This is a genomic window from Paludisphaera soli, from assembly GCF_011064595.1.
In the GTDB taxonomy this organism is placed as follows: Bacteria; Planctomycetota; Planctomycetia; order Isosphaerales; family Isosphaeraceae; genus Paludisphaera; species Paludisphaera soli.
This window is the reverse complement of record NZ_JAALJI010000011.1, coordinates 169725-190844: the sequence shown is the minus strand read 5'-3', so window position 1 is coordinate 190844 and position 21120 is coordinate 169725. Positions and strand designations below refer to the sequence as shown.

The window sequence follows — 21120 nt, the reverse complement described above, 5'->3', positions numbered from 1 at the left end:
TTCGAGTTTTCGTTCGAGCCGACGGCGCCGGGGCTCCGATCCCCAGTCAGCAGACAGCGTCACGGCGTGATCCCCAATCTAGGAGCCCCCGCGATGATCATCGTCCCCGGACAGCCCGGCAAGGACTTGTGCGACCCGCAGCTCGGGACGACCCGGCGCGACATCCTGCGCGTGGGGGGGTCGGGGCTGCTGGGCGTCGGCCTCGGCACCATGCTGCAGCTCCAGGCGGCCACGGCCCGCGCCGGCGACGCCGTGGGGGCCAAGTCGGCCCCCGGCTGGGGCCGCGCCAAGAGCATCATCATGGTCTATCTCCAGGGGGGGCCCAGCCACCTGGACCTCTGGGACCCGAAGGACGGCGTGCCGGACAACGTCCGCAGCGAGTTCAAGCGGATCCCCACCAAGGTCCCGGGGATCGACGTCACCGAGATCCTCCCCAAGCTGGCCGCGATCACCGACAAGTTCACGTTCGTCCGGTCGATGAGCTACACCCCCAACGGCCTGTTCAACCACACCGCGGCCATCTACCAGATGATGACCGGCTACACGACCGACAAGGTCAGCCCGTCGGGCCAGCTGGAGCCCCCCAGCCCGAAGGACTTCCCCAACTTCGGCTCGCAGATCGTCCGCCTGCAGCCGCAGACGATCCCCATGCTGCCGTTCGTCATGCTCCCCCGCCCGCTCCAGGAGAGCAACGTCGTCGGCAAGGGGGGGACCGCCGGCTTCCTCGGCAAGGCGTTCGACCCCTACACGCTGTTCCCCGACGGCGACGACATGGACATGGAGAAGATGTCCCGCATCAAGGTCGACGACCTCCAGCTCCGCCCCGAGGTCTTCGCCCTCCGCCTCCAGCGCCGGGCCAAGCTCCGCGACGCCCTCTCCGCCGGCATGAAGGCCGTCGACGAGGCCACGGCCGACTACAAGCTCGACGAGTATTACGACCGCGCCCTCAGCCTGGTCGTCTCGGGCCGGGCCCGCGAGGCGTTCGACCTCGCCTCCGAGGACGACGCCACCCGCGACCTCTACGGCCGCACCACGTTCGGCCAGAGCTGCCTGCTGGCCCGCCGCGTGGTCGAGGCCGGCGCGAAGGTCGTCGAGGTGATCTGGCCCAAGGTCGCCAACTCCGACAACCACTCGTGGGACCACCACACCGGCCTGACCGAGCGGATGAAGAACCAGTCCGGCCCGATGCTCGACCAGGGCCTCGCCGGCCTCCTGACCGACCTCGACCGCCGCGGCATGCTCGACGAGACCCTCGTCGTCGCCGTCGGCGAGTTCGGCCGCAGCCCGCGCAAGGGCGTCAGCACGTCCGGCAACGGCAACAGCGCCGACGGCCGCGACCACTGGCCGTACTGCTACACCGCGGTCCTCGCCGGCGCCGGGATCCGCCGCGGCCACGTCCACGGCTCGTCCGACAAGACCGGCTCGGCCCCGCTGACCGACCCCGTCCACCCCGGCGAGCTGCTGGCGACCATCTACCACGCCTTCGGGATCGACCCGGCCACCATGGTCATGAACCACCTGAACCAGCCCCGCGAGCTGGTCAAGGCCGAGGCCGTCACCCGGCTCTTCGGCTGAGGCATCCGCGCGTCGCCATGATGACCCGCATCCTCCTGCCGGCCCTCGCCCTGCTGATCGCCCAGGCGCCCGAGGCCTCGCCCGAGCTCAAGACCGAGCTGGCGAGGCACCAGGGCGTCTGGCGGGCCGTCTCCTTCCGCCGCGACGGCAAGGAGACGCCCGAGGCGATCGTCCGCTCCATCACCCGCACCGTCGACGGCGACCGCGTCGTCTGGCGTCGCGACGGCAAGAGCTTCTCCGGCTCCACCATCGTCCTCGACCCCGCCGCCGAACCGAAGACGATCGACGTCCGCGCCGACGGCGGCCCCGGCCGCGACAAGGTCGTCCGCGGCCTCTACAAGCTCGAAGGCGACACGCTCACCCTCTGCACCGCCGACCCCGACGAGCCGCGTCCTACGCAGTTCAAGGCCGACGCGGGCGATCGGCACACGCTCCAAGTCTTCGACCGTGAGCAGGCCGACCGGAAGCCGTGAACACTTCGATGACCGGCCTCTCGCCTGTTTCTGGTCCTCGTCAGCCAGCGACAGGCGGGCCCTCGAAGCCACCTGGCGAGTTTCTTCTATTCGGCCTGAAGCCTTTCACCGTCGCGACGGGGCGGCGGGACCTTGGCCTCGATCACCTTCCAGACACGCATGAACCGTTCGAGATCCGCCTTGTCTTCGGGTCTCATGTTGATGGGATCGAAATCGACGGCATGAGTCTTACCGGCGAGGTGCACCCTGAGGACGAACCCGAAGCCGAAGGCTTTACCGTACACTTTCTTGAGCTTGAAGAATTCAGCCTCGCGAACCGCATCGAGGATCTCGTCGAGGTCCTCGGTCTTGAGTCTCACGATCGTCGACGAAGGCTCCTTCGCCCATGGGAAGATCGTCTGGACAGCCGGTTGATCAGCCTCGATGTTCAGCCTGTAGGACGTTTCGCCTGTCATAGCAGCATCGCCGGCGAAGAACCTCGCCATGATCGCAAATCGATCGCCGCGCCCCAGCCGTTCCTCCGGCTGGCTCCAGCCGATTGCCGCGATCACCGCCGCCAGAGCTGAAATCGCCGACAGGCGCAACGCGGCTGGCAAGTTTGCAAATCGAGCTGGCTGCTTCATGGCGGGTCTCCTGCGAAGCCGTGGGGCCACCATTTCAATCGCTCAACTTGATAGACACCTTCATACCCAAATTTGTTTCCCAAACAGCCCTGCCCCTCGGACGCGAGGGTCCGGGCCGACGACGTTGGGTACCAACTCGATCGCCGGAGCCGACCGGCCATGCCCTTGCTCGGACGTGTCGCCCGTCATCCTTGCCGTTCATGGGGCTGACGACCGACGCCTATCGCACGGGACCGGCCGTCGGCGGCAACGCGACGTCCACGGCGACCCGTCCCGCCGGGCGGCTGTCGAGCACGACATCGATCGACCCGCCACGCCGGCATTCGAGGCCCATGCGATAGCTCGCTTGTGCGTCCGGGTCGGCGTAGACTTCGATTGGGTCGTCGACGAGGTTGACGATCCAGTAGCACGGGATGCCGCCCGCCGCATACAGCAGCCGGCCCATGACTTCGCGATCGACGGCCAGGCTCGACTCGGCGATCTCGACGACCAGGCCGACGTCGGCGGCGGTCACGTCCCGCTCGGCGTAATCGCCGATGCCGCCCCGGATCACGGCCAGGTCCGGCTCCGGCTTGCTCCAGTCGGACGCCGTGATCGGGTCCTCCTTCGCGACGTGCCAGCCCTCGGGGACGATCCTCTGGAGCGCCGCGAGGCCGAGCTTGCCGGCCAGGACCTGGGGACGGTTCCGGCCCATTTTGGTCACCAGCAACCCTTCGATCAGCTCGACCTCCTCGGGATCGAAGAGGGCGCCGGCCTCGATGAGGCGATCGTACTGCTCCACGCTCAGCCTCGATAGCCGCGAGTTGAGGTGGGGGCTGACGTCATGCCAGACGACGGGCGTGGTCATGGGAACGGCTCCACATCGGCTCATCCTTCGGGGACGGGCCGTACGCCCAAACTCGCCTCGATTGTATACGCTCCCCCCGGCTCCGTCTCGATCGCGACCGCCTTGCCGGCGCAGCGGACGACGGCCTTGCGGCCGAGGCGGGAGCGGATCGTCGCCGACGCGAGACGGCCGTCCTTCCAGGTGAGGTCGACGTCGAAGCCGCCCCGCGCCCGGAGGCCCTGGACGGAGCCGGTCGGCCAGGCGGGGGGCAAGGCCGGAAGCAGGTGGATCTCGCCCTCGGCCTCGTGACTTTGGACGAGCATCTCGGCCACGCCGGCGGGGAAGGCGAAGTTGCCGTCCATCTGGAACGGCGGGTGGCTGCCGAACAGGTTGGTGTAGACGCCGCCGGGGCCGAGCCGCAAGGTCCGCTCGATGAGCCGGAAGGCGTGGTCGCCGTCGCCCAGGCGGGCCCAGAGGCTGATCTTCCAGCCGGTCGACCAGCCGGTCCCCTCGTCGCTGCGGGCGATCAGCGACTTCCGCGCGGCGTCGAGCAGTTCGGGCGTCGCGCGCGTGATCTGGTCGCCGGGGTACAGGCCCCACAGGTGCGACAGGTGGCGGTGGTGCGGCTCCGTCTCGGCGAACGGTTTCGACCACTCCTGGAGCCGGCCGTCGGGGCCGACCTGGAGCGGGAGCAACTTCGCCAGGGCCGTCTCCAGCCGCTCGCGGAACGGCGCGTCGACGCCCAGGACCTTGGTCGCGGCGATGCAGTGCGTGAACAGGTCGTGGATCAGCATCAGGTCCATCGTGCTCGCCTCGCCCACCGAGGCGGGCCGGCCGTCGGGCGAGACGAACAGGTTCTCCGGCGACGTTGAAGGCGACGTGACCAGCCGGCCTCGGCCGTCGTCGGTCAGGAAGTCCAGGCAGAATTCCGCCGCCCCTTTCATCAACGGATAGGCCGTCTCGCGCAGGTACGCCTCGTCGCCGCCGAACGCGTAATGGTCCCAGAGATGTCGGCAGAGCCAGGGGCCGGACATCGGCCAGAGGGCCCAGCTCGCGTCGCCGTGGCCGTAGTCCCCCACCGGGGCCGACTGCCGCCAGAGGTCCACGTTGTGGTGCGAGACCCAGCCGCCGCAGCCGTAGTTCACGCGGGCCGTCCTGGCGCCGTTGACGGCCAGTTCGCGGATCAGGCCGAACAGCGGCTCGTGGCACTCGGCCAGGTTCGTCGTCTCGGCCGGCCAGTGGTTCATCTGGGCGTTGATGTTGACGGTGTAGTTGCTGCTCCAGGGGGCGCGGACCTCGTCGTTCCAGAGCCCCTGCAGGTTGGGCGGCTGGCCGCCGGGGCGGGCGCTCGCGATCAGCAGGTAGCGGCCGTACTGGAAGTGCAGGGCGACCAGGCCGGGATCCTTCGCGCCGAACCGCCGCACCCGTTCGTCGGTCGGGACGTCCGCCGCGCCGGGCGGGGGCGGGCCGAGATCGATCGCCACGCGTCGGAAAAGACTCCGATGATCCTGGATATGATCGCGCAGGAGATCGTCGTAGGGCTTGGCGACGGCCCGGGCGACCCGGCCGGCGGCGATCGGCGCCGGGTCGACGCCCGCCTTCGCGGGGGACCTGTCGAAGCCGTTGTAGCTCGTCGCCGCCGCGAGGACCAGGGTCGCGGTCGTCGCCCCGGAGACCCTCAGCGCGTCGGCCTCGACGGCGACGTCGCCGTCCGACGCGGCCCGGAGGCGAACCTCGAACTCCATGCCTTCGTCGTCGGAGTAGACGACGGGGTCCGGCCGGTCGTAGTAGATCGGGTCGACGTGCGCGGGGGCCCTGCCCCGCAGGACGAGGGCGCCGTCGTCGGCCCGGGTGCGGAACCGGAGCCGGCTGCCGAGCCTCGCCCCGAACGCCAGCGCGCCGGGGCGGCTCGCGGTCAGCCGCACGACCAGGACCCGGTCGGAATGCGACACGAAGGCCTCGCGCGTGAAGGCGACGCCCCCCGCGGTGTAGGACGTCGACGCGACGGCCGAATCCAGGTCGAGCGACCGTCGGTAATCGGTCGGCGCGCCCGCGTGCCCGCCGAAGTCGAGCGTCAGGTCGCCCATCGGCAGGTACGTCTGCGTGTACGGGCCCATCATCTTCTTCGCGAGCCGGTCGGCCTCGGCGTGGCGGCCGTCTCGGATCAGGCGGCGGAGCTCGGGGAGGGCCTTCAGGGCCTCGGGATTGTCGCAATCCTTCGGGCCGCCCGACCAGAGGGTGGCGTCGTTGAGCTGGATGCGCTCGGACGGCACGCCGCCGTACGCCATCGCGCCGAGCGAGCCGTCGCCCAGCGGCAGGGCCTCCAGCCATTCGGCGGCGGGCCGGTCGTACCAGAGCCGGGGCGGGGCCGGGTCGGGAGCCTGGGCCCACGCATGCTCCGCCAGGAGGATCAACAGCCACGCGAACGCTTGAATGGGACGAGCCGAGCGAGCGACGACGCGCGGTCGGATCCGGCCAGGCTTCGGAGTCATGATCTCGGCCGCCTTCCGCGTTTGTAGAAATGGGGTGCCGCTGGCGAATTTTTGCCCAGGCTGGATGCGATCCTGCCAAGGAATCGAGCGTAGCACGCGCGATGCGCCGTCGCCATCAGGGCCCCGGCCGTGGCGTCGCGACATCGGTCGGTCGCCGATTTGCGGCCTTTTCGCCCGTCCGGGCGGGGCCGACCCTCATCCTCGGCGGTCCCGCCCGGCGCGTCGTCGAGATTTCCGGCGTCAGGCCGCGGCGTGGTACGAGGATTGCGATTGGAGTCGATCGTTCCTGTCTTCTCGTCTTCTCTTTGCCAAGTCCGATCTCCCCACACGGAGGCGACTATGAGCCCGAAGAAGCGTCGCAAGATCTACGGGGTCCGCCGGGAATCTCGCAGGACTCGGGGCTGGACGCGGTGGTTCCAGGAAGGCATGTTCGACGCCGACGCGGCGGGCGGCATCCGACTGCGCACGGTCCTGTGGGGTCAGAAGTAACGACGAGTCCGCATCCCTTCCCAGGAGACTTCCGAGACTTGCCCGCTCCGGGATCGTTCCCACCTTCGAGTCCTTCACCAAAAAGACGCGGCGCCGGGCGGGATCCATCCCCCGGCGCCGCGTCGGCGTTTCCGGCCCGATCGAATCATCCCGACGTCGGCATGCGTCGCCGCGTGGGGCGTCGGCGCTAGGCCAGCAGTTCCTTGCGGACGCGGACGCCGTCCTCCACGCCGATCAGGCGCTGCTGGAGGCCCTGGTAGGGATAGCGGAACGTGAACGGGTCCAGGCCGAGGAGGTGGAGGATCGTGGCCTGGAGGTCGTGCACGGGCATCGGGTCCTCGACGATCGAGGAGCCCAGCTCGTCGGTCGCGCCGACGGTCGCGCCGGGCTTGATCCCGCCGCCGGCCGCCCACAGGGTGAAGCAGTGGGGGTGGTGGTCGCGGCCCAGGAACGTGGAGCCGCCCCGGGCCTCGTTCATCGAGGTCCGGCCGAACTCGCCCCCCCAGACGACGATGGTCTCGTCGAGCATCCCCCGGCGCTTGAGGTCGCGCACCAGGGCGGCGATCGGCTTATCGACGTCCTTGCATTTCTTGGGAAGTTGATTCACGATGTCGTCGCCGGCGCCGGTGCCGTGGCAGTCCCATCCCCAGTCGAAGAGCTGGACGTAGCGCACCCCGCGCTCGACCAGGCGGCGGGCGAGCAGGCAGTTGTTGGCGAACGAGGCCGCGCCGGGCGTGGCGCCGTACTCCTCGCGGATCGCCTCGGGCTCGCGGGAGACGTCCATCACGTCCGGGACGCTGGCCTGCATGCGGAAGGCCAGCTCGTACTGGGCGATGCGCGTCAGGGTCTCCGGGTCGCCGTGCTCCCGGGCCTCCATCTCGTTCAGGCTGTTGATGGCGTCGAGGGTGCGGCGGCGGTCCTCGCGGGTCATCCCCTTGGGGTCGCCGACGTAGAGGACCGGGTCGCCCACGGTCCGGCACTGCACGCCCTGGAAGACGCTGGGGAGGAAGCCGGTGCTCCACAGGGCCTTGCCGCCGGTGGGGTCGGTCCCGCCGCTGATCATCACCACGAAGCCGGGGAGGTCCTGGTTCTCCGAGCCCAGCCCGTAGGTGATCCACGAGCCCATCGCCGCGCCGCCGTTGCGCGGGGAGCCGGTGAACATGAACAGCTCGGCCGGGGCGTGGTTGAACTCGGAGGTGAACATCGAGCGGACGACGGCCGCCTCGTCGATCACGCCGGCGGTGTGCGGCAGCAGGTCGCTCATCCACTGGCCGCTCTGGCCCCGCCTGGCGAACTTGTGGGGGGAGCCCAGCATCTTCGGCCGCCCCTTGATGAAGGCGAACCGCTGGCCCTTCAGCAGCTCCTCCGGGCAGGGCTCCATGTGGTGCTTGTTCAGGAGCGGCTTGTAGTCGAACAGGTCCTGCTGCGGCGGGCCGCCCGACATGTGCAGATAGATGACGCTCTTGGCCCTGGCCGGCCGCCGGGGGATCGTCGGCGCGGCGGAGTCGGCGGCGGCCGACGGGTCGGCGAGGGCGCCGCGGCCCATCAAGGACGCCAGCGCGATCGCCCCCAGGCCGGTCTGGGACCGCCTGAGGAACTGGCGCCGGGTCTCCGCGCGGGCGAGCCGCATGCGGAAGATCTGGTTCAGGTCGAGGTTCGCGTCGAGGCCCACGGCGTCACCCCCTGGTCAGCACGGCGTCGAGGTTCAGGAGCACGTTGGCCACGGCCGTCCACGCGGCGAGATCGGCCGGGTCCATCCCTTCCGGCAAGGGGCCGAGGGGTTCGGTCGCGATGGCCGAGGCGGCGGACGGGTCGGCCCGGTAGCGGTCGCGCTGGGCCGCATGCAGGGCGACGAGCTGCGCCACCTGCTCGTCCCGGGGCGGGCGCCCCAGGCAGACTTCCAGGCCGTACCGGGCGCGCTCCTCGGGCGAACTCCCCCCCTCGCGGACGATCCGCCGGGCCAGCGCCTGCGCCGCCTCGACGTAGACCGGGTCGTTCAGGGTGACGAGCGCCTGGAGCGGCGTGTTGGTGCGGACGCGCTTGACGGCGCAGATCTCGCGGCTGGGGGCGTCGAAGGCGGACATCGACGGATACGGCACGGTGCGGCGCCAGAAGGTGTAGAGTCCCCGGCGGTGGCGTTCGACGCCCGGGCTCGTCGTCCAGGTCCGCTGGCCGTTGAACGCGGCCTGCCAGAGCCCGTCCGGCTGGACCGGGAAGACGCTCGGCCCGCCGACCTTGCGGCCGAGCAGCCCGGCGAACGCCAGCGCCTGGTCGCGCACGGATTCGGCGTCCAGCCGCACGCGGGGCGCCCGCGCCAGCAGCCGGTTCTTGGGGTCCTTCTCGATCATCTCGGGCGCGGCCTTCGAGGACTGGCGATAGGTCGCCGAGGTCACCATCCGGCGGATCATCGCCTTCACGTCCCATCCCGAATCCATGAAGTCGACGGCCAGGCGGTCGAGCAGCTCGGGGTGGCTGGGAAGCTCGCCCTGGGTGCCGAAGTCCTCCTCGGTCTCGACGATCCCCGAGCCGAAGAGGACCGCCCAGGTCCGGTTCGCCGCCACGCGGGCCGTGAGCGGGTTCTTCCGATCCACGAGCCATTGCGCCAGAGCCAGCCGATCGACGGGCCGGCCCTCGGGCGGCGCGTGGAGCGCCTTGAGGAGGCCCGGCTTCACCTCGGGGCCCGGGTCCAGGAAATTGCCCTTCAGCAGGATCTTCGTGACGCGGTGCTTCTCGGGGGGAAGCTCGGCCATGATCGGCAGCGTCGGGACGGCGGCCTTCTCCTTCTCGGCCCCGGCGATCGCGTCGCGGAGCGCCGGGGCGGGGGGGCCGACGATCGCGTCGAGCCCGGCCTTCAGCTCGGCGAGGCGGGCGTCGACCTTCTTCAGCCGTTCGGCCTCCTCCGGGGTGATCCAGGGCATGACGGGGGACTCGTCCGGGAGGTCCGCGTCGGCCGTCTGGTTGAAGACGGCGAAGGCGCTGTAGTACTCCTCGTGCGAGATCGGGTCGTACTTGTGCGAGTGGCACTTGGCGCAGCCCATCGTCAGGCCCATCCAGGCCTGGAACGTGACGTCCACGCGGTCCTTGATCGCGGCGACGCGGAACTCCTCGTCGTCGGTCCCCCCCTCGGTGTTGGTCATCGTGTTGCGGTGGAACGCGGTCGCGGCCCTCTGGCGGTCGGTCGCGTTCGGGAGGAGGTCGCCGGCGATCTGCTCGATCGTGAACCGGTCGTAGGGCAGGTTGCGATTGAGGGCGTCGATCAGCCAGTCGCGATAGCCCCAGATCGTACGGAGCGGGTCCGAGCCGTAGCCGGCGGAGTCGGCGTAGCGGGCCAGGTCGAGCCACGGCCGCGCCCAGCGCTCGCCGAAGGCGGGGTCGGCCAGGTAGCGCTCGACGGCCCGCTCGTAGGCGTCGGGCGCGGCGTCGGCGGCGAACGCGCGGACCTCGTCAATCGTCGGCGGCAGGCCGCGCAGGTCCAGGCTGAGGCGTCGCAGGAGCGTGGGGCGGTCGGCCTCGGGCGAGGGCTTCATCCCCTCGCGATCCAGCCGGGCCAGGATGAAGGCGTCGAGCGGCGATCGCGGCCACGACGGGTCGGAGACGGCCGGCGCGAGGCGGGCCTGGGGGGCGACCAGCGCCCAGTGCTCGGCGTATTCGGCCCCCTGCTCCACCCACTTGCGGAGGGTCTCGACCTCGGCCTCGGCGAGCCTCGGCCCCGCCTTGCGCGGGGGCATGCGGAGGGTGTCGTCCGCTTCGAGGATGCGCTCCAGGGCCGTGCTCGACTCGGGGTCGCCGGGGACGAGGGCGGCGTCACGCTCCTCGGAAGCCTTAACGGCCTCGTCGCGGAGGTCGAGCCGGAGATCCGCCTTGCGGTCCCCCTCGTCGGGCCCGTGGCAGGCGAAGCAGTTCTTGGAGAAGATCGGCCGGACGTCCCGGTTGTAGTCGACCCGATCGTCGGCCCTCGCCGCGAGGCTCATCGCCGTCGCCGCCGTGCCGAACCATGCCGCGTATCGGTGCATCGGAATGCGACTCCCGTCTCAGGCCGATATCTCGTCGAGGGAGGGCGGCCGACCAAGGGTCCAGGCGGGCGGGCGCGGCGGTTCGCAGAGGGTGCTCGGCGGCCGCCACCGTCTCGGCTCATTGTGGCACGATCGCGCGTCGCCGTTCAAGGCCCACTCCGGGCGGGGGCCGGCCGACCCGACCGCGATCGCGAGCGGCCCCGTGGCGAATCGGCCACGCCGCGTCTCATCAGGGCGACGCGCCGCGGCCGGACGGTCAGCCCGGGGCGATTCCCGACCCATCGCGCGTCCCCGCACGCCTGCATGAACGTAGAAAGAGGGTGGGACGGGACGAGGTCGTCGCCCGCCCGTCCATGCGGCCTGAATTCCTTCGAGGAGAGCGAATGCGAGGCATCTTGCGGATGACGGCCCTGGCCTGCCTGATCGTCGGGGCGTCGGCTTCTCGGTCTTCGGCAAACGTGGTGTACACCCTGACGGACGTGAACCTGGCGTTGGGGAGCTTGCCGGCGGGGACGCTCTCGGGCACGTTCACCCTGAGCGACGACCTGACGACCCTGCTGGGGGCCGACCTGACGGCCTCGGCCGCGATGGTCAACGGGTTCAGCTACGCGCCGACGACCTACACGCTGGCGAACTCGACCTTCTACACGAACAATCTCGCCAGCTATTTCCAGCTCACCCAGGGGGCTGCCGAACTCCGCCTGATCTTCGCGACGCCGATCGCGACGACCGGCACCACGGCGCTGTCGTCCGGCTCGTACGAGTGGCAGGCCGCCGCGGGCGTCCGCACGGTGGCCTCGGGCTCGGTCGTCGCCTCGACCGGGGCCGTGCCCGAGCCGTCGGCGCTGGTGCTGTCGTCGATCGGCGTCTGGTCGTCGCTGCTCGTCGTCGCCCGTCGCTACCGACGGCGGCGGAAGGCCGCCTGAGGGCCCGGCTCAGGTGTCGTAGTCGCCCGAATCCCAGGGCTCGAAGAACGCCATGTAGTTGCCCGGCTGGGCCTCGACGGCCCACACGTCGTCCTCGTCCTCCTCCGGCTCGCGGGGGACGAGGCCGAACTCCACGCCGAACCGCTCGATCGCGAAAGGGGCGACCTCGATCCGCCCCAAGGCGACGTCGCCCAACTCGCGGAGACGCTCCTCGTACACCCGGCGCCACTCGGCCTCGTCCACGGTCGCACTCGGGCCGAAAGCGTCGATCCGGGCTTCGAGGAGCTTCCCCGCCGGGTCGAACAGGTAGAGGGCGACGAACTCGCCGCCGCCGTCCGCGCCTGGCTCGTTCGTCGGCACGAAGGGGTTGGTCAGGAAGAACTGACGGCCGTCCGCCGTGCGGCCGACGTGCCTGGCCGTGGACTCGTCGTGGTCGATCGCGATGAGATCCGGCGGGCCGTCGAGCATCGTGGTGGTTTCCGCAAAGGGTCGACTGGAACGAGGATCACGCGACCGCCCCCTTATCGAACCGGCGGGCGGTCCGGGTCGGCCCGTCGGAGGTCGGGCGGGCCGTGGAGGGCCTCGTCGTCTCCGCCGGGGTGTTGGGCGAGGCATCGGTCACGCCAGGACTCCCATTCGCCGGGGAGACCGGCCACATACCAGTCCGCGATCGCGGAAACGATCAGCCGGCCACGCTCCCAGTCCCGGGGCCCTTCCCCGCCGGTTTCGAGGAACATCCGCCTCGCCTCGGCCGGGTCCTCGAAGTGCCGATAGATTGCCATCTGATCCTCCGAGTCCAGGCTCAGGATCGGATGGCGATCGCCGCAGGCGACCCCGACCGGCCTCCCGAAGACGTTGACCAGGGTCGCGCAGCTCGTCCGCCCCCAGACGTGTTGGTGAACCGGCTCGACGTGCTCCGCGTAGTAACGGCTGCACTCGGTCTCTTGATACGCGGTCCAGGTGAGCCCCAGGCTGACGTCACGCCTCCAGAGGCGGCAGACGACGCAGGTGGAGCCCGACCGGCGGATGATCGGGAAGCTGCTCAGGATCGCCAGGGCGAGGAGGCCGAGGACGACGAAGGGGCCGATCTTGCGCATGAAGATCCCCCGAGATCCGAGGTGAAGCGTACGCGGGCCGGACGACCGCCCGCGCCGTCGGCGACGTATCCATCGTATCCGTCGCGACAGACGCCGACGAGGGCCGCCCCGGCCGGAATGCGCTTCCCGGCGGCCTTGCCGTCCTGGTAAAGTTGAAGGGTCGTTCAACAATGCGACGCCCCGCCGAAGAATGATCCCGCCCCCCCTCGGGAGGTTCCCTCGATGGCTCTTGGTTCCCGCCCCTCCGCGGCGGCGCTGCTGATCGCGGCGACGCTCGTCTCGGCCCCGCTCGCACGGGCCGAAGGTCCGGCCGACCCTTCGCCTTCGAAGGGCAAGGTCGACTTCGCCCGCGACGTGCGGCCGATCCTCTCCGACGCCTGCTTCGCCTGCCACGGCTTCGACGAGAAGGAGCGCAAGGCGGGCCTGCGGCTGGACACCCGCGAGGGCGCCTTCGGCAAGCTCGAATCGGGCGACGCCGCCGTGGTGGCCGGGGACGTCGAGGCGAGCGGCCTGGCCTTCCGCATCGAGACCGACGACGAGGGGCTGCTGATGCCGCCGAAGGAGTCGGGCAAGTCGCTCACGCCCGAGCAGGTGGACGTCCTCAAGCGCTGGATCGCCGAGGGGGCGCCCTGGAGCGGCCACTGGGCCTTCGAGACGCCGAAGAAGGCCGAGCCGCCCAAGACCGCCGACGCCGCCTGGCCCCGGGGCCCGGTCGACGCCTTCCTGCTGGCGCGGATCGAGGCCGAGGGGCTGAAGCCCTCCGAGCCAGCCGACCCCGCGACCCTGCTGCGGCGGGCGACGCTCGACCTGACCGGCCTCCCCCCCACCCCCGCCGAGGCCGACGCGTTCCTGGCCGCGGTCGCCGCCGAGGGGCTCGACGCCGCCTACGAGAAGGCCGTCGACCGCCTGCTGGAATCGCCCCGGTATGGCGAGCACATGGCCCGCTACTGGCTGGACGCCGCCCGCTATGGCGACACCCACGGCCTCCACCTGGACAACTTCCGCGAGATGTGGGCCTATCGCGACTGGGTCGTCAGGGCGTTCAACGACGACAAGCCGTTCGACCGGTTCGTCGTCGAGCAGCTCGCCGGCGACCTGCTGCCGAACCCGACGCCCGACCAGCTCGTCGCCACCGGGTTCAACCGCTGCCACGTCTCGACGGCCGAGGGGGGCTCGATCGAGCAGGAGGTCTACACCCGCAACGTGACCGACCAGGTCGACACCAACGGCCAGGTCTTCCTCGGCCTGACCGTCGGCTGCGCCCGCTGCCACGACCACAAGTACGACCCGATCACGCAGAAAGAGTACTACCAGTTCTTCGCCTTCTTCAACAACATCGACGGCCCGGCGATGGACGGCAACAAGTCGCGCTGGGAGCCGTTCCTGAAGACGCCGACGGCCGAGCAGGCGGCGGAGATCGCCAAGCTCGGCGACCAGATCGCCGCCCTCAAGGAGAAGGCCCAGGTCGAGTCCGCCAAGTTCGCGGCCTCGTACGACTTCAAGATCGACGAGGGGCTCCCCGAGGTCGTCACCCGGGGCGACTTCACCTGGATCGACGACGGGCCGCCCGCCGGCGCGACCGCCACCGGCGACGGCGACTTCGTCGACCCGGGCGAGAGCCCGGTCAAGGTCGGCGGCGCGTCGCTCCGGATCAGGGCCACGGGCCTGACGCAGAAGGTGATCGAGACGGCCGGCCCGAAGCTCAAGGTCGGCGAGGGGGACTCGCTCTTCGCCCACGTCTTCCTCGACCCCAAGCGGCCCCCGCGCGAGGTGATGCTCCAGTGGAAGGTCGGCGGCCAGTGGTCGCGGCGGGCCTTCTGGGGCGAGAACCAGATCGACTGGGGCAAGGACGGCTCCGTCGAGCGGCTCCGCGTCGGCGACCTGCCGGTCGACGGCGAGTGGGCCCGCCTGGAAGTCCCCGCGTCGAAGCTGGAGATCGCCCCCGGGACCGAGATCGAGGGCTGGGCCTTCACCCTCTTCGACGGCGTCGCCTACTTCGACGAGAGCGGCCTGCGCACCTGGACGCCCCAGGCGGGCCAGGAGTACGACAGCCTCACCGCCTGGGTCCGCGCCCGGCTCGCCGACGACGGCGCGGGCCTGCCCGACCCGCTCAAGGCCATCGTGAAGAAGCCCCGCGCGAAGCGCACCGAGGACGAGCGCAAGCAGATCCTCGACCGCTTCCTGGCCGACGGCTGGTCGAAGGCGCGCGAGGCCGCCCGGCCGATCCGCGACGACATCGCCAGGGTCGAGGCCGAGAAGATGAAGCTGGAGGAGGCCGTCTCCACGACGCTGATCTTCCGCGAGCGCCAGGGCGACCCCAAGCCGGCGTTCGTCCTCAACCGGGGCGAGTACGACCAGCCCAAGGACCAGGTCGGGCGGGTCGTCCCCGCGTTCCTCCCCCCCCTCCCCTCCGACGCGCCGGCCGACCGCCTGGGCCTGGCCCGCTGGCTGGTCGCGCCCGAGCACCCGCTGACCGCCCGCGTGGCCGTCAACCGGTTCTGGCAGCAGGTCTTCGGCACGGGGTTGGTGAAGACCTCGGAAGACTTCGGCGCCCAGGGCGAGCCCCCCAGCCACCCCGAGCTGCTGGACTGGCTGGCGGTGGACTTCCGCGAGGACGGCTGGGACGTCAAGCGGCTGATGAAGCGGCTGGTGACCTCGGCCGCGTACCGCCAGACCACGAGGTCCACGCCCGAGGGGCTGGCCAAGGACCCCGCGAACCGGCTGCTGGCCCGCGGCCCCCGGTTCCGGCTCGACGCCGAGACGCTGCGGGACCAGGCCTTCTTCGCCGCCGGCGTGCTCGTCGAGAAGATGGGCGGGCCGAGCGTCAAGCCGCCCCAGCCGTCGGGCCTGTGGGAGGCCGTCGCCTACGTCGGCAGCGACACCGGCATCTTTAAGGCCGACGAGGGGCCCGACAAGGTCCAGCGCCGGAGCCTCTACACCTTCTGGAAGCGGACCGCGCCGCCGCCGCAGATGTCCACGTTCGACGCCCCCTCGCGCGAGTCGTGCCAGGTCCGCCGCGAGCGCACCAACACCCCGCTCCAGGCCCTGCTGCTCCTGAACGAGCCCCAGTACGTCGAGGCCTCGCGCGCCCTGGCCGAGCGGGCGCTCCGCGAAGGCGGCTCGACGACCGACGAGCGGCTGGCGTTCATGTTCCGCCTGGCGACCGCCCGCACGCCCGACGCCGACGACCTGGCCGAGCTGTCCGCCGCGCTCCGGGACTTCTCGGCCCACTACGCCGACAAGCCCGAGGCGGCCCGTGCCCTGATCGAGTCCGGCGCGACCAAGCCCGACCCGGCGCTCGCCCCCGGCGACCTGGCCCCCTGGACCATGATCGGCAACATCATCCTGAACCTGGACGAAGTCATCACCCGGGGCTGACGTCGGCTCGCATCGACTCGCCCCGACCCGACCCGATCCGACCGACCGCCCGGCCCCGAGGAGCCCCCGATGGACCCGATCCGCGAACACTCCGCCGTCGAGACCCGCCGCAGCTTCTTCGGCCGAGCCGGCGTAATGAGCTTCGGCGCGGCCGCCCTGGCCGACCTCCTCGCCCGCGAGGGGATCGCCGCCCCGCCGGGCGCCGGCCCGGCCGCGCCCGCCCTGCCGAACGTCGGCGGCGGCCTCCCCGGCCTCCCCCACTTCGCTCCCAAGGCCAAGCGGGCGATCTACCTGCACATGAACGGCGGCCCCTCGCAGATCGACCTCTTCGACTACAAGCCGAAGATGGACGAGCAGTTCGACAAGGACCTGCCCGAATCGATCCGCAAGGGCCAGCGCCTGACCACCATGACCAGCGGCCAGGCCCGGTTCCCGGTCGCGCCGTCCAAGTACAAGTTCGCCCAGCACGGCAAGTCCGGCATGTGGGTCAGCGAGCTGCTGCCGTGGACGGCCAAGATCGTCGACGAGATCGCCCTGATCAAGACGACCTGGACCGAGGCCATCAACCACGACCCGGCCGTCACCTACATCTGCACCGGCAACCAGCTCCCCGGCCGGGCCAGCCTGGGCTCCTGGCTGAGCTACGGGCTGGGCTCGCTCAACCAGGACCTGCCGTCGTTCGTCGTGATGACGCCGTCGTGGTCGAGCAAAACCTCGGCCCAGGCGATCTACAACCGCCTCTGGAGCGCGGGGTTCCTCCCCAGCAAGTACCAGGGGGTGGCCCTGCGCTCCTCGGGAGACCCGGTGCTGTTCCTGTCGAACCCCGGCGGCGTGGACGCGGGCGTCCGCCGCCGCTCGCTCGACGCCATCAACCGCCTGAACCAGAAGGAATACGCGTCGTTCGCCGACCCCGAGACCCAGGCGCGGATCGCCCAGTACGAGATGGCCTTCCGGATGCAGACCAGCGTCCCCGACATGGCCGACGTCTCGTCCGAGCCCCAGCACGTCCTGGACATGTACGGGCCCGACGTCCACAAGCCCGGCAGCTTCGCCCGCTCCGCCCTGCTGGCCCGCCGCCTGGCCGAGCGCGACGTCCGGTTCGTGCAGATTTTCCACCGGGGATGGGACCAGCACGGCAACATGGCCGGCGACCTCCCCGCCCAGTGCAAGGACGTCGACCAGGCCTGCTACGCCCTCATCACCGACCTCAAGCAGCGCGGGCTGCTCGAGGACACCCTGGTCATCTGGGGCGGCGAGTTCGGCCGGACGATCTACTGCCAGGGCCCGCTCACCCGCGACAACTACGGCCGCGACCACCACCCCAAGTGCTTCCCCATCTGGATGGCCGGCGGCGGCATCAAGAAGGGCGTGGTCCACGGCGAGACCGACGACTTCAGCTACAATGTCGTCGAGAACCCGGTCCACATCCACGACATGAACGCCACGATCCTCCACTGCATGGGGATCGACCACCGCCGCCTCACCTTCAAGTCCCAGGGCCTCGACCAGCGCCTGACCGGCGTCCTGGAGCAGAACCCCGTCCAGGCCATCCTGGCCTGAGCCGAACCGAGCCGGAGGGGCGACCGATGGCCAGCACGACCCTGGAGCGTCGCCCCCCCGGGGCCGACGCCGAAGCCGACGCCCCGGCCGCGACCACGCTGACGGTCCCGGCCGGGGCTCGCCTCCTCGTCGACCCCGACGGCTTCGCCGCCCTCTGCGCCGCGAACCGCGACCTGCGACTGGAGCGCGACGCCGACGGAGCCCTCATCGCCATGACGCCCGCATCGTCCGAGGGGAGCGGCCGCAACGCCGAGCTGATCATCCAACTGGGCGTCTGGAACCGGGCGAAGGGACTCGGCAAGGTGTTCGATTCGTCGGCGGGGTTCACGCTGCCCGACGGCTCGGTGCGCTCGCCCGACGCCTCCTGGATCGCCCTCGACCGCTGGGACCGCGTCCCCGCCGAGGAACGCCGACGCTTCGCCCCCGTCGTGCCCGACTTCGTCGCCGAGCTCCGCTCCCCCAGCGATCCGATCCCGGCCCTCCGCGCCAAGATGGCCGCCTACCTCGCCCACGGCGTCCGCCTCGGCTGGCTGATCGACCCGGAGGCGCGGGCCGTCGAGGTCTACCGCCCCGGCCGCGGGGCCGAGACCCTCGCCGGGCCCGCGACCCTCTCCGGCGAGGACGTCCTCCCCGGCTTCACGCTCGACCTCAAGGGCGTCCTCTACGACTGACGGGCGATCCGAGCCCGGCGGTCAGTCGCGGCGGCCCGGCCTCGTGTAGGCGTACGCCCAGAGGATCAGCAACCCCTGGAGCGGCAGCCTCATCAGCAGGAGCGCCGGGGGGACCGCGAACCGATCGGCGTGATGGTACATGAAGACGTTCGCCGGGAAGACGGCGATCAGCAGGGCGATCAGGCCCCAGGCGGCGAAGCGGGAGGTCCGCGGGATCAGCAGCAGGACCCCCAGCGCGATCTCGAACGCGCCGCTGATCAGCACCAGCTCCCGGTGGTACGGCAGGGCCGGCGGCATGATCCGCATGTAGGCCTCGGGCGCGACGAAATGGCCCACGCCGGCGAGCACGAACAGCCCGGCGAAGGCCCACTTGCCGACGATCCGTCCGAGCCGCCCGAGGTCCGTTCCCATGCGATTCCGCCTTCCCGTTCGAACACGACCTACGCCCGGACCGCGAACCGCAGCTTGGCCGACGACGAGCGGGGGTTGTCGCGGCGCTCCTCGGCCGAGGGTCGGACGACGTCGTCGGCGATCGAGGCGTAGACGCCCGCGTGCAGGCCGTCCTTGAACGCCGCCTTCACGCGACGGTCCTCGCCCGAGTGGAACGTCAGGATCGCGACCCGACCACCCGAGCGGAGGCAGCCCGGCAGGGTGCGGAGGAACTCGGCCAGCGTCCCGAACTCGTCGTTCACCGCGATCCGGATCGCCTGGAAGGTCCGCCGCACGGCGTCCTCGGCGACCTCGGCCGGGAGGCCGAGCCGCGTGCAGGCCGCTCGCACGGCCGAGGCGAGGGCCCCGGTCGTCGCGATCGGCTCGCGCGCGCGGGCGCGGAGGATCGCGGCGGCCAGCTCGCGGGCGCGGGGCTCGTCGGCGTTCTCGTCGAGGAGCCGGGCCAGGCCGGGCTCGCCCAGCTCCGACAGCAGGGCGGAGGCGGGCCGGCCCCGCGCGGGGTTCATCCGCATGTCGAGCGGGCCGTCCGCCTTGAAGCTGAAGCCTCGCGCCGGATCGTCGATCTGCATGGAGGAGAGGCCGAGGTCGGCCAGCAGCACGTCGGCGCCCTCGGGGGCCTCCTCGGCCAGGAATCGGGCGAGCGTCGCGAAGTTCGCGCGGCGGAGGACGATCGAGCCGGGGGGATGGCCCAGGGCGAGGAGCCGGGCCTCGGTCCTGGGGAACTCGATCGGGTCGGCGTCCATCCCCAGGAGCCGCCCGCCGGGCCTGATCGCGTCGAGCAGGGCGCGGGCGTGGCCGCCGTGGCCGAGCGTGCAGTCGACGGCGACGTCCCCCGGCCGGGGCGCGAGGGCGCGGAGGATCTCGGCCGTCATGATCGGCCGGTGCGTGCCGGCGGGGGTCTTGCCCCCGGCGAGGACCTTCGCCACGTCGTCGGGGTAGCGCTCGGGCTGGTGTTCCTTGTACTTCTCGTGGAAGAGCCGGGGGTTCCGCCCGCGATAGCGCGGCCGCCGCTTGGGCCTGTCGTCGGGTGTGGGGTCGCTCATCGGCGGCGTCTGATCCGGGGGAGGGGCGGATTCGGGTCGAGCTTCAGGGTACCCACGCGGCCGGGCGGGCGTCCACCGCCGCCGGGCGGCCGGGGACGGCGAAGGCCGCGCGGCGCGTCCCGAGGTGGGGACGTCCGCGCGGCCTTCGGGGGTCGGGTTCAAAGCCTGCTCGGCTCAGTCGAGCGGCTTGATGGAGACGTTGCGGAACTCGACGGGGTCGTTGTGGCCGGCGAAGCCGAAGTAGCCCCTGGTCCGGTCCTTGCCGGGGTGGGGGGAGTCGGCCATGAACTCCTTGACGGTGCTCAGGTCGGCGTCGAGGATCACGGTGCCGTTGAGCTCGACCTGGATCTTCGGGCCCTTGACGGTGACCTTCTCGTAGTTCCACTCGCCGACCGGGCGGAGGTAGCCGCGCTGGGCGGCGACCATGCCGTAGGACGAGCCGTGGTACTGGCGGGGGTCGAGCTTGGCGTACTTCTCGGCGCCGTCGTCGAGGACCTGCAGCTCGGTCATGCCGTTGTAGGCGGCGTCGCCGGAGCCGGGGTAGCGGATGGCCAGGCCGTTGTTGCCGCCGGGGGGGAGCTTGAACTCGACCCGGGCGACGAGGTCGCCGTACTCCTCGCCGTAGTAGAGCGTGCCGCCGTGGCCGGGCTTGCAGCGGATGGCGCCGTCCACCACCTCATAGTTCTCGACCGGGCCTTTCCAGCCGGAGAGGTCCTTGCCGTTGAAGACCTCGGCGAAGCCGCCGACGGCCCCGTCGAGCTTGGAGAGGTAGGCGTTGGCCTCCTCGGCGGGGATCTCGCGGAGCTTGACGTTGCGGAAGCGGGTCTCGCTGCCGTGGGTCTGGAGCTGGATCGGGCCGACGGGGGCGAGGGGGGTCTTGCGGTCCCAGTAGTTCTCCATGACCGCGTCCTGGACGACGAGCTTGCCGTTCAGGTAGATCGTGGTCCGGGCGCCGACCTGGATCACCCGCAGGGTGTTCCACTCGCCGATCGGGTTGTCGGCGAAGACCAGCGGGTCCTTGCCGGGCGCGCCGGGGGAGTTGTTCCAGAGGCCGCCCGAGCCCTTGTCGGCGCCGAGTTCGTGCTTGCCGCCCTCCTCGCGGAAGTCCCAGATCTGGATCTGGGGCGTGCCGCGGAGGTAGATCCCGCTGTCGCCCAGGGGGCCGATCTTGAAGTCGACGAAGAACTCGACGTCGCCATACTCCTTGTCGGTCGCCAGGAAGACGCCGTGGCCGTCGTTGACGATCTCCTCGTCCTCGACCTTCCAGTGCTGGGCGGCGTCGGCGGCGTCCTTCTCCAGCTTGGCCTTCTGATCCTCGGGGCTCATCGCCTTGAACTTGCGCGGGTCGATGGTCGACTCGCCGTGCCAGCCCGAGAGGTCCTTGCCGTTGAAGAGGGTCTGGAAGGCGGGTTCCTCGTCGGCGGCGGCGGGCCGCCCGGCGAAGGCCGCCGAGGCCGCCAGCAGGGCCATCGTCAGGGGGAGCGTCTTCTGCATCAGGTCGATT

Annotated in this window: 17 protein-coding genes; 7 read left to right on the top strand and 10 right to left on the bottom strand. The window is 71.0% G+C overall.

Going from position 1 to position 21120, the window contains the following annotated elements; translation table 11 throughout:
• Positions 1 to 93 precede the first annotated feature (93 nt).
• Complete coding sequence (locus G6O68_RS15985) at positions 94 to 1575, top strand: DUF1501 domain-containing protein (RefSeq protein ID WP_165249550.1); 1482 nt, start codon at positions 94 to 96, stop codon at positions 1573 to 1575.
• A 17-nt stretch (positions 1576 to 1592) separates the two neighbouring features.
• Complete coding sequence (locus G6O68_RS15980) at positions 1593 to 2048, top strand: TIGR03067 domain-containing protein (protein ID WP_165249548.1); 456 nt, start codon at positions 1593 to 1595, stop codon at positions 2046 to 2048.
• An 86-nt stretch (positions 2049 to 2134) separates the two neighbouring features.
• Here G6O68_RS15980 and G6O68_RS15975 read toward each other — a convergent pair whose 3' ends face one another.
• The 3 genes from G6O68_RS15975 to G6O68_RS15965 all read right to left on the bottom strand — a co-directional run bounded on the left by G6O68_RS15975 (position 2135) and on the right by G6O68_RS15965 (position 5989).
• The gene (locus G6O68_RS15975) at positions 2135 to 2671 is read right to left on the bottom strand and encodes a hypothetical protein (RefSeq protein ID WP_165249546.1); all 537 of its coding nucleotides are present in this window, start codon (positions 2669 to 2671) and stop codon (positions 2135 to 2137) included.
• Positions 2672 to 2891: 220 nt separating this feature from the next.
• Positions 2892 to 3518: a Uma2 family endonuclease gene (locus G6O68_RS15970; RefSeq protein ID WP_165249544.1), complete on the bottom strand. Its 627-nt coding sequence runs from the start codon at positions 3516 to 3518 to the stop codon at positions 2892 to 2894.
• 20 nt (positions 3519 to 3538) lie between these two features.
• Positions 3539 to 5989, bottom strand: a complete 2451-nt coding sequence (locus tag G6O68_RS15965) for a glycoside hydrolase family 95 protein (protein ID WP_165249542.1) — start codon at positions 5987 to 5989, stop codon at positions 3539 to 3541.
• Positions 5990 to 6328: 339 nt separating this feature from the next.
• On the opposite strand from G6O68_RS15965, the gene G6O68_RS15960 reads away from it, so the two are divergent.
• Positions 6329 to 6478 carry a hypothetical protein gene (locus tag G6O68_RS15960; protein ID WP_165249540.1) on the top strand — a complete coding sequence of 50 codons (150 nt, stop codon included), beginning with the start codon at positions 6329 to 6331 and terminating at the stop codon, positions 6476 to 6478.
• A 187-nt stretch (positions 6479 to 6665) separates the two neighbouring features.
• Here G6O68_RS15960 and G6O68_RS15955 read toward each other — a convergent pair whose 3' ends face one another.
• Both G6O68_RS15955 and G6O68_RS15950 read right to left on the bottom strand, forming a co-directional pair.
• Complete coding sequence (locus tag G6O68_RS15955; RefSeq protein ID WP_165249610.1) at positions 6666 to 8108, bottom strand: DUF1501 domain-containing protein; 1443 nt, start codon at positions 8106 to 8108, stop codon at positions 6666 to 6668.
• Between the two features lie 46 nt (positions 8109 to 8154).
• The gene (locus G6O68_RS15950; protein ID WP_165249538.1) at positions 8155 to 10491 is read right to left on the bottom strand and encodes a PSD1 and planctomycete cytochrome C domain-containing protein; all 2337 of its coding nucleotides are present in this window, start codon (positions 10489 to 10491) and stop codon (positions 8155 to 8157) included.
• Positions 10492 to 10874: 383 nt separating this feature from the next.
• On the opposite strand from G6O68_RS15950, the gene G6O68_RS15945 reads away from it, so the two are divergent.
• Entirely contained in the window at positions 10875 to 11417 is a 543-nt protein-coding gene (locus tag G6O68_RS15945) for a hypothetical protein (protein ID WP_165249536.1), read from the top strand.
• A 9-nt stretch (positions 11418 to 11426) separates the two neighbouring features.
• Here the strand turns inward: G6O68_RS15945 and G6O68_RS15940 are convergent, their stop codons facing one another.
• Both G6O68_RS15940 and G6O68_RS15935 read right to left on the bottom strand, forming a co-directional pair.
• Complete coding sequence (locus tag G6O68_RS15940) at positions 11427 to 11885, bottom strand: hypothetical protein (protein WP_165249534.1); 459 nt, start codon at positions 11883 to 11885, stop codon at positions 11427 to 11429.
• A 53-nt stretch (positions 11886 to 11938) separates the two neighbouring features.
• Positions 11939 to 12514, bottom strand: coding sequence for a hypothetical protein (locus G6O68_RS15935; RefSeq protein WP_165249532.1), 576 nt, complete (start codon positions 12512 to 12514; stop codon positions 11939 to 11941).
• Positions 12515 to 12736: 222 nt separating this feature from the next.
• Between G6O68_RS15935 and G6O68_RS15930 the strand changes: the two genes are divergently transcribed.
• The 3 genes from G6O68_RS15930 (at position 12737) to G6O68_RS15920 (ending at position 18123) form a co-directional block, all read left to right on the top strand.
• Positions 12737 to 15892 (top strand): PSD1 and planctomycete cytochrome C domain-containing protein, encoded by a 3156-nt coding sequence (locus tag G6O68_RS15930; protein WP_165249530.1) that lies wholly within the window; start codon positions 12737 to 12739, stop codon positions 15890 to 15892.
• 69 nt (positions 15893 to 15961) lie between these two features.
• The gene (locus G6O68_RS15925) at positions 15962 to 17452 is read left to right on the top strand and encodes a DUF1501 domain-containing protein (RefSeq protein ID WP_165249528.1); all 1491 of its coding nucleotides are present in this window, start codon (positions 15962 to 15964) and stop codon (positions 17450 to 17452) included.
• Positions 17453 to 17478: 26 nt separating this feature from the next.
• Positions 17479 to 18123, top strand: coding sequence for a Uma2 family endonuclease (locus G6O68_RS15920; protein WP_165249526.1), 645 nt, complete (start codon positions 17479 to 17481; stop codon positions 18121 to 18123).
• Between the two features lie 21 nt (positions 18124 to 18144).
• Here G6O68_RS15920 and G6O68_RS15915 read toward each other — a convergent pair whose 3' ends face one another.
• The 3 genes from G6O68_RS15915 to G6O68_RS15905 all read right to left on the bottom strand — a co-directional run bounded on the left by G6O68_RS15915 (position 18145) and on the right by G6O68_RS15905 (position 21110).
• Positions 18145 to 18534 (bottom strand): DoxX family protein, encoded by a 390-nt coding sequence (locus G6O68_RS15915; RefSeq protein WP_165249524.1) that lies wholly within the window; start codon positions 18532 to 18534, stop codon positions 18145 to 18147.
• Positions 18535 to 18563: 29 nt separating this feature from the next.
• On the bottom strand, positions 18564 to 19616 hold the full coding sequence (gene rsmH / locus G6O68_RS15910) for a 16S rRNA (cytosine(1402)-N(4))-methyltransferase RsmH (RefSeq protein WP_165249522.1): 1053 nt from the start codon (positions 19614 to 19616) through the stop codon (positions 18564 to 18566).
• A gap of 174 nt (positions 19617 to 19790) precedes the next feature.
• The gene (locus G6O68_RS15905) at positions 19791 to 21110 is read right to left on the bottom strand and encodes a 3-keto-disaccharide hydrolase (RefSeq protein ID WP_165249520.1); all 1320 of its coding nucleotides are present in this window, start codon (positions 21108 to 21110) and stop codon (positions 19791 to 19793) included.
• Positions 21111 to 21120: the final 10 nt, after the last annotated feature.

Coding starts and splice junctions, on each gene's coding strand:
- G6O68_RS15985 (WP_165249550.1), top strand. CDS start 94: ATGATCATCGTCCCCGGACAGCCCGGCAAGGACTTGTGCGACCCGCAG.
- G6O68_RS15980 (WP_165249548.1), top strand. CDS start 1,593: ATGATGACCCGCATCCTCCTGCCGGCCCTCGCCCTGCTGATCGCCCAG.
- G6O68_RS15975 (WP_165249546.1), bottom strand. CDS start 2,671: ATGAAGCAGCCAGCTCGATTTGCAAACTTGCCAGCCGCGTTGCGCCTG.
- G6O68_RS15970 (WP_165249544.1), bottom strand. CDS start 3,518: ATGACCACGCCCGTCGTCTGGCATGACGTCAGCCCCCACCTCAACTCG.
- G6O68_RS15965 (WP_165249542.1), bottom strand. CDS start 5,989: ATGACTCCGAAGCCTGGCCGGATCCGACCGCGCGTCGTCGCTCGCTCG.
- G6O68_RS15960 (WP_165249540.1), top strand. CDS start 6,329: ATGAGCCCGAAGAAGCGTCGCAAGATCTACGGGGTCCGCCGGGAATCT.
- G6O68_RS15955 (WP_165249610.1), bottom strand. CDS start 8,108: ATGCGGCTCGCCCGCGCGGAGACCCGGCGCCAGTTCCTCAGGCGGTCC.
- G6O68_RS15950 (WP_165249538.1), bottom strand. CDS start 10,491: ATGCACCGATACGCGGCATGGTTCGGCACGGCGGCGACGGCGATGAGC.
- G6O68_RS15945 (WP_165249536.1), top strand. CDS start 10,875: ATGCGAGGCATCTTGCGGATGACGGCCCTGGCCTGCCTGATCGTCGGG.
- G6O68_RS15940 (WP_165249534.1), bottom strand. CDS start 11,885: ATGCTCGACGGCCCGCCGGATCTCATCGCGATCGACCACGACGAGTCC.
- G6O68_RS15935 (WP_165249532.1), bottom strand. CDS start 12,514: ATGCGCAAGATCGGCCCCTTCGTCGTCCTCGGCCTCCTCGCCCTGGCG.
- G6O68_RS15930 (WP_165249530.1), top strand. CDS start 12,737: ATGGCTCTTGGTTCCCGCCCCTCCGCGGCGGCGCTGCTGATCGCGGCG.
- G6O68_RS15925 (WP_165249528.1), top strand. CDS start 15,962: ATGGACCCGATCCGCGAACACTCCGCCGTCGAGACCCGCCGCAGCTTC.
- G6O68_RS15920 (WP_165249526.1), top strand. CDS start 17,479: ATGGCCAGCACGACCCTGGAGCGTCGCCCCCCCGGGGCCGACGCCGAA.
- G6O68_RS15915 (WP_165249524.1), bottom strand. CDS start 18,534: ATGGGAACGGACCTCGGGCGGCTCGGACGGATCGTCGGCAAGTGGGCC.
- rsmH (WP_165249522.1), bottom strand. CDS start 19,616: ATGAGCGACCCCACACCCGACGACAGGCCCAAGCGGCGGCCGCGCTAT.
- G6O68_RS15905 (WP_165249520.1), bottom strand. CDS start 21,110: ATGCAGAAGACGCTCCCCCTGACGATGGCCCTGCTGGCGGCCTCGGCG.